8 protein-coding genes are annotated in these 7,709 nt (G+C 55.4%); 2 read left to right on the top strand and 6 right to left on the bottom strand.

What is annotated here, in order from left to right; genetic code table 11:
• Positions 1-218: 218 nt before the first annotated feature.
• From RMSM_RS35285 to mnmA, 4 genes are all read right to left on the bottom strand, one after another.
• On the bottom strand, positions 219-1,460 hold the full coding sequence (locus tag RMSM_RS35285; RefSeq protein WP_008709180.1) for a bifunctional cobalt-precorrin-7 (C(5))-methyltransferase/cobalt-precorrin-6B (C(15))-methyltransferase: 1,242 nt from the start codon (positions 1,458-1,460) through the stop codon (positions 219-221).
• A 135-nt stretch (positions 1,461-1,595) separates the two neighbouring features.
• A complete protein-coding gene (locus tag RMSM_RS35280) occupies positions 1,596-2,174 on the bottom strand; it encodes a redoxin family protein (protein ID WP_008709178.1) in 579 nt (192 codons plus the stop codon).
• Between the two features lie 143 nt (positions 2,175-2,317).
• Entirely contained in the window at positions 2,318-3,199 is an 882-nt protein-coding gene (locus tag RMSM_RS35275) for a rhomboid family intramembrane serine protease (protein WP_008709175.1), read from the bottom strand.
• 87 nt (positions 3,200-3,286) lie between these two features.
• Positions 3,287-4,462 (bottom strand): tRNA 2-thiouridine(34) synthase MnmA, encoded by a 1,176-nt coding sequence (gene mnmA / locus RMSM_RS35270; protein WP_040771253.1) that lies wholly within the window; start codon positions 4,460-4,462, stop codon positions 3,287-3,289.
• Between the two features lie 117 nt (positions 4,463-4,579).
• On the opposite strand from mnmA, the gene prfB reads away from it, so the two are divergent.
• Positions 4,580-5,690 (top strand): peptide chain release factor 2 gene (gene prfB / locus RMSM_RS35265; protein WP_390173751.1). Its coding sequence is split into 2 segments (ribosomal slippage): positions 4,580-4,648 and positions 4,650-5,690, totalling 1,110 coding nucleotides; the frame shifts between segments, so codons are not numbered across the junction.
• Positions 5,691-5,694: 4 nt separating this feature from the next.
• Complete coding sequence (locus RMSM_RS35260) at positions 5,695-6,033, top strand: histidine triad nucleotide-binding protein (protein WP_008709170.1); 339 nt, start codon at positions 5,695-5,697, stop codon at positions 6,031-6,033.
• 224 nt (positions 6,034-6,257) lie between these two features.
• Here RMSM_RS35260 and RMSM_RS35255 read toward each other — a convergent pair whose 3' ends face one another.
• Entirely contained in the window at positions 6,258-7,154 is an 897-nt protein-coding gene (locus RMSM_RS35255; protein WP_008709167.1) for a hypothetical protein, read from the bottom strand.
• Between the two features lie 2 nt (positions 7,155-7,156).
• On the bottom strand, positions 7,157-7,709 hold a 553-nt coding region (locus tag RMSM_RS35250), incomplete at its 5' end, for a vWA domain-containing protein (protein ID WP_040771251.1).

Genomic DNA, 7,709 nt, shown 5'->3' with positions numbered 1-7,709 from the left:
AAACGGCATAGCTGCAACGGTTCGAGTATCTAACCTGCCCCCCAAGTCGTGGACGAGGTCACGAGTCCTTGCGAAAGCGTGGCTCCTCGCGAAAGCACGAATCCTTGCGAAAGCGTGGCGTGGTCGGACTCGTTACCTCGTCCACTACTGTGTCGCCGAGTATTGACGGCTGACACATAGCATAATTCGCCAAACGAGCGAGCGAAGCCAAGCCGGAATTATTTAGATTTGCGGCCTAAAACCAGGAATGTGGGGTTGAGCGACTCGAAACGAACTCGCTCCATCTGGTACTGGCCTCGCGAGATATTGATCATCCGCACGTCGTGAACCACCCCGGCTTTGGACAACACATTCTGGACTGAAACCAGATTGTCGGGGCTAGAGACGTTGACGACGATGCGGCCGCCCTGAGCCAATCGCGGGACGGCGGCCGACACCAAATCGGGCACCACACGCCCGGTGCCGCCGACGAAGATGGCGTCTGGATCGGGGAGATCCTTCCAAGCCTCGGGCGCCTGACCGTGAACGGGAACCAACGAGGGAACGTCGAACATTTTCGCGTTCTCGATCATCAATCCATAGTCCTCGGCATCCATCTCGATCGCAAACACTTTGCCTTGCGTCGCAATCGAGGCGGCTTCGATCGCCAGCGATCCACACCCCGCGCCGACATCCCATACGGTGCTCTTGGCTGTCAGATCAAGTTCCGACAACGCGATACAGCGGACTTCGGCGGGCGTCAGCAAACCTCGTTTGGGCCGCGACTGCAAAAACAGATCGTCGGGGTTGCCGAACAAGCGACGGTTCGCACTGCCGCTGGGACGATCGGCGGCTCCCGACTTACGCACCAATACCATGACGTTCATGACGCCAAAAGATTGACCGCGGATCGATGTCAGATCGCCTTGCGTCACCGTCTCGTCCGGCGTGCCAAGGTCTTCGCAAACGTAAGCGGTAAAGTAATCGATGCGTCGATCCAACAGCGCCTCAGCAACCACAGAGGGCGAGATGTCTTCGGTCGTGAAAATTCCTACACGCTCGGCGGTGCGGATATTGTCGACCACTCGATCAAGTGACTGAGTCGCGAGATTGGTCAGGTAGGCGTCATCCCAACTCTCTTTTACTCGCGCAAACGCCAATTGCATGCTGCTGACGTGCGGCACGACATCGAAATGATCTTTGCCAAACGTTTCGGTCAAGTAACGTGCGATCCCGTAAAACAACGGGTCGCCACCCGCCAACACCACTGCAGGCTGTTCGCCAAGATCTCGAATCGATTGCTGCAGTTGCTCTAAATTGCTGCCTACGACAATGCGTTTGGCATCGGATGCAGGAACTTTTTCGAGCAACTGTGTCGGGCCCACTAAAACGGTCGCTTGGTCGATCAAGTTTCTCGCTTGACCGGTCAAGCCATCAAGCCCATCGTCGCCAATCCCAACAATATGAATGCGAGCAGTCAATCTAGTTTCCGTTATGTTTAGTGGTAGTGTGAACGTTTGTTGCGGATAAATGAGATGCGAGCGAAAGGATACGCGGATGGGCAAAGCACTGAATGACAGGAAGTGCCGATGACAGGCTTGAAGCCTATCCCACGTTTATAGTTTTCGCAGCTCTTTCATGATTTCTTCGACCGTGGTCCGCCCCGCCTGTGAGTTACTGACTTTGGACCAAGCGACACGACCATTTGTATCAATCACGTAAGTTGCAGGGTACGCGGTTTCGCGAGGCGAGTCCCAGCGGAGCCCCCACTGAGTCACCATTTCCATCGCGTCGTCGCGGACCATCACCAACGGGGCGGGCAGCGTTCGCGAACCCATAAATTCTTCGGCATGACGTTGCAGCAATGATGCTTCGCCCGGATAGACCAGAATCACACGCGATGCTTCTTGAGCGAGTGCTTTGGCACGGTTCGCTAAACTGTTGACCTGCTTGCTGCACAGCGGGCATTGGTAACCCGGATAGCCTCGCAGCACGATGACGACGACGGGGCCTTTTTTGTATTCTTCCTGCAATTCGATGAAATTTTTGCTGCCAACCACTGGCAATTCAAAGTTGACCGCCTTGGCGCCGTTGGCAAGCGGTTGCGAAGGCCCGTCATCGGCAGAAACATTCGAGCTGATCGCCGCCAAAAACATCAGACACGCCGCACCGCAGCTAACTCGTGGAATCATCATTTGTGTCCTGGTTGGAAGGTAGGGACGTAGTGGACTTCGCCAGAAATCCAATCGAGCCTTGCAATTACGGATTTCTGGTGAAATCCACTACTCTAAATTTCTGGTGAAATCCATAACAATGAAATGGAGTGAGACTTCTTCCGTTAGTTCTGATCACGCTTTTCGCGTTGTCGTCGACTGTATCGTTCTAACGTCTTACGTTCGGATCGCGTTAAGCTCGCTTCACCGCTGGCGTGAATTTTCGCCAAAATTCGGTCCGCTTCGGCCGCATCTTGGTTCAATTTTCGATCGGGATCGTGAATCTTCAGCTTCATGCGACGAGATCGCTGGCGGAAGAAATGCGGTAAATCGGAGAGCACCTCCAAATCGAGCCAGCGAAAATTCCAGCGTTGATAGAAATAGGCAGCGGAAAACGCGGCACCCGTTAGATGAACTTCAAATGCGGTGTGGGAATCTCCCATCAAACCCAAGGCCCCTGCGAAATTCATCGCCACAAAGCCGACCGCCAAGATCCAAGCTTTCACCGGGATCACAAACATCAACAACACTTCTTGATGCGGATAGTAGAAGGCGAACAAGATCGTGGTCGCCACCACCGCACCACTGGCCCCGATCACCAATCCTCCGCCTTGGATGAAAAAGGAAATCGAACCGACGATGCCGCCCAAAAGGACAGCCGCAAGGTAAAACTTCAAGAACTCTTGCTGGCCAATCCGACGCTCGACAATGCGGCCGAAGAAAAACAGCCCGATCATGTTGAACAAAATATGATTGATATTGTTCGGATCGTGCGTGAAACCGTACGTCAGCCATTGCCACCACATCCACGGTCGCATCACCGTGCTGGCTTGGGCGCCAAGCCAAGGAACAAGCTGGCTGACGCCGCCCTGCTTGAAAATCATGTCGACAAAGAACACGGCGACGTTGATAACGATCAAGATGATCGTCACGCTTCGCGGATTCTGGACTCGGTCCCAAGGGGTGCGTTCGGCCGAGCGTCCGTAGTCGCGGTCATATAGACCCATGAACCATTCCTAAAACTTTAACGATTGGGCAAAACAAGCAAACCGCATCCTAGCAATCAGGATGCCGACTCGTCGATATCGTTCCGATTACTGAATCCATCCCCCGCCGAGCACTCGTGTGTCGTCAAAAACGACAGCAGCTTGGCCGGGAGCAATTGCTAGCTGAGGTTCGTCGAACTCGACCGTAAACTGATCGGGATTCGCAGGATCAACCGACACTCGAGCCGGCAGCGGGGACCCGTTGTAGCGAATCTGCACGCCCACGCGATCGGGCAGTGTGGCAGGATCAACCAGCCAATTTGCCTCATTTGCGGTCAAACCATCGCGAGCAAGTGCTTCTTGCCGCCCGATCACCACTCGATTGCTCTCGGTTTCGATTCGAACGACAAAATGAGGCGTCCCCATCGCCACGCCCAGTCCTTTTCGTTGGCCGATCGTGAACGCTTCGTATCCGGGGTGTGTCCCGACGACTTTGCCCTCGGTGGTCACAATTTCACCTGCGGTCGCCCCCACCATTTCGGGGCGTCTCGCTTTGACGAAATCGCTGTGGTGTCCCTGAGTGACAAAGCAAATCTCTTGGCTGTCCCGCTTACCCGCGACCCCCAATCCCAGTTCCATTGCCATTTCGCGAATTCGCGGCTTTTCGAAGCCGCCCACCGGCAACAACATCCGGTTAAGCCGCTCGGCACCGATCCCAAACAGCGCGTAGGATTGATCTTTGTTCGAATCGAGCCCTCGATGCAGTTCGGATTGATCGCCGTTTTTAACCATGCGGGCGTAGTGCCCCGTCGCAACAAAATCGGCGTCGACGCCGTCAGCATAGTCGAACAAACGGCCAAATTTGATCCAATTATTGCACTTTACGCATGGATTGGGCGTGCGGCCATTGAGGTAATCGTCGACGAAATAGTCGACGATGCGACGGAAATCCTCTTGCAGATCGAGAGCGTAGAAGGGGATCCCCATCTTCGAAGCCACACGGCGAGCATCAGCGGCGTCCGAGGCGGTACAGCAACCTTGTTTGTGATCGGCGCGACCTTGGTGAAGTCCGCCAAGCACCGGCAGCGTCCCGCCCGATTGGGTTGCTGCTTGACCTCCGGCGTCCGATTCGCCGCCCGTTGCCGATGGGGTGCTGCACACACGACTCGATTCTTCGCCGTGCCTCATAAAGACCCCGATGCACTCGTGGCCCGCCTCGAGCAACAGGTGCGCAGCAACGCTGGAATCGACGCCGCCACTCATCGCTAGAACCACCCGTGCCATGTATCTTTTTCCCGTAACTCGATATGATTTATTTGTCTGTGTCACCCTCGAAACCCGATCGGATCGCTAACAGACCGGTTCCCTCACTCACCCGCTTTCTTGGAGTTCACCCCACCCGTGGATGCCGAATTCGTTCAACGCAGCAAAAAGATCCGCGAGCGCCTGGTCCAACTCGGAGACTCTCTTTGACTACGCTGCCAAGCGTGAAGAAATCGAGTCGATCGAAGCTCGCATGGGCCAACCCGACTTCTGGGACGACAACGAAGCGGCCCAAGCGGTGGTTGCACAACTGAAGGGACTGAAAGCTATTGTCGGTCCTATGGGGAAATTGTCTACCGCGGTCGAGGATCTTGATGCATTATTCGAGATGGCCGACGAGGACGAATCGATTGCCGAGGAGGTGGAGGCCGAAATCGAGCGGCTCGAGAAGATTTTGGACGATTTGGAGCTTAAAGCGCTGCTGAACGGCCCCAACGACTCGGCCGGGGCAATCATCACGATCAATGCTCGCGACGGCGGCACCGACGCCAACGACTGGGCCGATATGCTGCTGCGGATGTATTCCGCCTGGGCCGTCAGCCAGGATTACTCGATCCAGTTGCTCGACCGTCAAGAAAACGAAGAAGCCGGGATCAACCATGCCTCGATCGCCGTGCGTGGACCGATGGCGTATGGCTATCTGAAAGGCGAAGAAGGGGTACACCGATTGGTGCGGATCAGTCCGTTTAACAGTGAAGGAAAACGTCAAACCAGTTTCGCTGCTGTCAGCGTGACTCCCGAAATCGACGATTCGATTGACATTGATATCGAGGAAAAAGACGTGCGAATCGATACCTATCGCGCCGGGGGTGCAGGAGGCCAGCACGTCAATAAAACCGACAGCGCGATTCGCTTGACGCATGTCCCGACCAACACCGTTGTGCAGTGCCAGAACGAACGCAGCCAACATCAAAACAAGGCAACCGCTTGGAAGATGTTGCGAGCGAAGATGGCTCGAATCGAAGAGGATCGACGAGACGCCGAAGATGCCAGCAAGTATGCGACGCAAGCTCGTACCGGTTTTGGCAGTCAGATTCGCAACTACTTTTTGCACCCCGATCAACGTGTCAAAGATGCGCGAACGGGACATTACGTGGGCAGTTTCAATTCCGTGATGAACGGCAGCGAGTTGCAAGGGTTTCTCGACGCGTTCCTTCGTTTGAAAGCCGGCAAGCAAGAGAAGGTTTAATCCTATGCCATCGATTTTTACCAAGATCATTGATCGCGAAATTCCAGCCGACATCGTTTTCGAAGACGACACCTGTTTGGCGTTTCGCGATATTTCGCCCAAAGCGCCGACGCACATTTTGATCATCCCCAAACGCGAGATCGTGTCGCTGGATGATCTGAATGACGAGGACGAGCAAACCGTTGGCCGCTGTGTGATGGTCGCATCGAAGATTGCCGAAGCCGAAGGGTTAACCAATGGCTATCGGTTGGTGGTCAATTGCGGCAGCGACGGTGGTCAAGAAGTCCCACATTTGCACTTTCACCTAATGGGCGGTCGCAAGCTGACATGGCCCCCGGGCTAAGAAATGGTCCCCGGGCTAATGCGTCCCGGGCTAAAGCGAAGAAATTTGCATAAGACTTCACCCGCCCAGCAACGCTGGGAGGATTGAAAGTCGAGCGTTCAGCGAGAATTTCGACGGCTTGTTGATTTAAGCGTTTGACAGTAATGCCGTTTACGTTCGCCCCAACCGGGCGACTCGCGCCGTGCCGCTACCCAAAGTAGATCGCACTGCGTACCGCACGCCCGCTACAAATCAGGGTGCGGATGCGGCGGAGTCAACTCGAGCGACAGTTTTAATCGCTCTGCGGCTTCGTCTTGATTCGCATTACTCAATAGTTCGACCATTGCCACCGTCGGGCCAACTTGCAGCACGATCGGCAATGCATCAAGCCGCTCTTGCCATCGCTCCGCGGCCGCAGCCACTTCGGGCGGCGACGTCGTTCGCCACAACACTGTTTCGGCCAAGCGAGCCATCACGGGTCGCGAATTGTCAGTGCTGAGCGTCTTTAACGTTCCTGTGGCCGTCTCGCGATGGTCGGTCGACAACAACCAACTGGCGGCGACAAGCCGAACAGTAGCCGAGGGGTCCTCCAGTCGTTTCAGCGCCGCATCAGTCGTCGCGGCGTTGGAAATCCCTCGTGGACTTCGCCACGCAATCGGCAGCCACGCCAGTGCAATCGGCGGCAACGGACGACGGTCCAACTGGGCCACCAACTCCAATGCGATCGCTCCGCGTGAACTACGCCAAGCTGCTTGGGCAGCGACCATCGACAACCATTGCTGACGCCAGATCGGTGGTCGCTCGCTGAGCGAATCGAGCAGCGCACGAAGCGCCGTGTCGTACTTCTGTTCGTCGAACAACTTGATCGCTGCCGCCTGTTTTTCGCCGACCTCAGTGGGTTCGACCCAGATCACCCGATAAGCCGCGAACAACGATTCTTTTTCGTCGCCCGCGATTCGCATTGCCAACTGTTTTGCGTCCAACGCAATAATCTCGCCTGTATGCGTTTGGATCGCTTGCGGATACCAATCGATTTGGGCTGCTGTCGGCCGGGTCGGTTCGAGCCAAACCTTGTCGGCCTCGGCCTCGGTTTGCAGAACAATCGAAAGGGTCGCGATTGCGAGAAAGGGGATTCGATTCAAGATTACGGCTCCATCCTGCTGCCGAGCGAACGAACGTCGACGTATTGATACTGTCCTAAATTTTGGGCTGCCAGTTCACGCAAAAAGCTGTCGGGTGGCGACACTGGTTCGGCTCCGAATTCGATGGCGTGAATCGTGGTTCCACTCCGCTGGGCACGGCGACGGATTTCAGCAAGCTCGGATGACGACAACCGCGGGATGCGAGCGTCAGTCAAGAAAAAGATCACGTCAGGGTCCATTCGCAAAGCCAGCTTCAAGGCGCTGTCGTGTTCCGTACTGCCAAACGCGGTGATTGAATCGACATAGCGCGTCGCGCGAGCCAAGGTTGCCTTCTCTCCGATCATCAACTGCACGGGCATGCCAACGGTTTTGAAGGGCTCGGGTTGGTCGTTATAGAAGATGATCTGAAATCGTTGGCGATCCGACAAACTGTTCAAACTTTTGATCAATTCGCGTTTGGCAGCTCGCAGTGGCATCCCGCCGTTGCCATTCATGCTGTCGGATCGGTCAAAAACATATACAAATCGCGATCCGCTGCCCGAAACACCAAAAACC

The sequence above is a fragment of the Rhodopirellula maiorica SM1 genome, from assembly GCF_000346295.1.
GTDB lineage: Bacteria > Planctomycetota > Planctomycetia > Pirellulales > Pirellulaceae > Novipirellula > Novipirellula maiorica.
The sequence above is the reverse complement of the archived record's forward strand: the minus strand, read 5'-3'. Positions and strand labels throughout refer to the sequence as shown.

Excerpts from the sequence above, each read along its gene's own strand:
- RMSM_RS35280 (WP_008709178.1), bottom strand. The coding sequence starts at position 2,174 with ATGATGATTCCACGAGTTAGCTGCGGTGCGGCGTGTCTGATGTTTTTG.
- RMSM_RS35275 (WP_008709175.1), bottom strand. The coding sequence starts at position 3,199 with ATGGGTCTATATGACCGCGACTACGGACGCTCGGCCGAACGCACCCCT.
- RMSM_RS35260 (WP_008709170.1), top strand. The coding sequence starts at position 5,695 with ATGCCATCGATTTTTACCAAGATCATTGATCGCGAAATTCCAGCCGAC.
- mnmA (WP_040771253.1), bottom strand. The coding sequence starts at position 4,462 with ATGGCACGGGTGGTTCTAGCGATGAGTGGCGGCGTCGATTCCAGCGTT.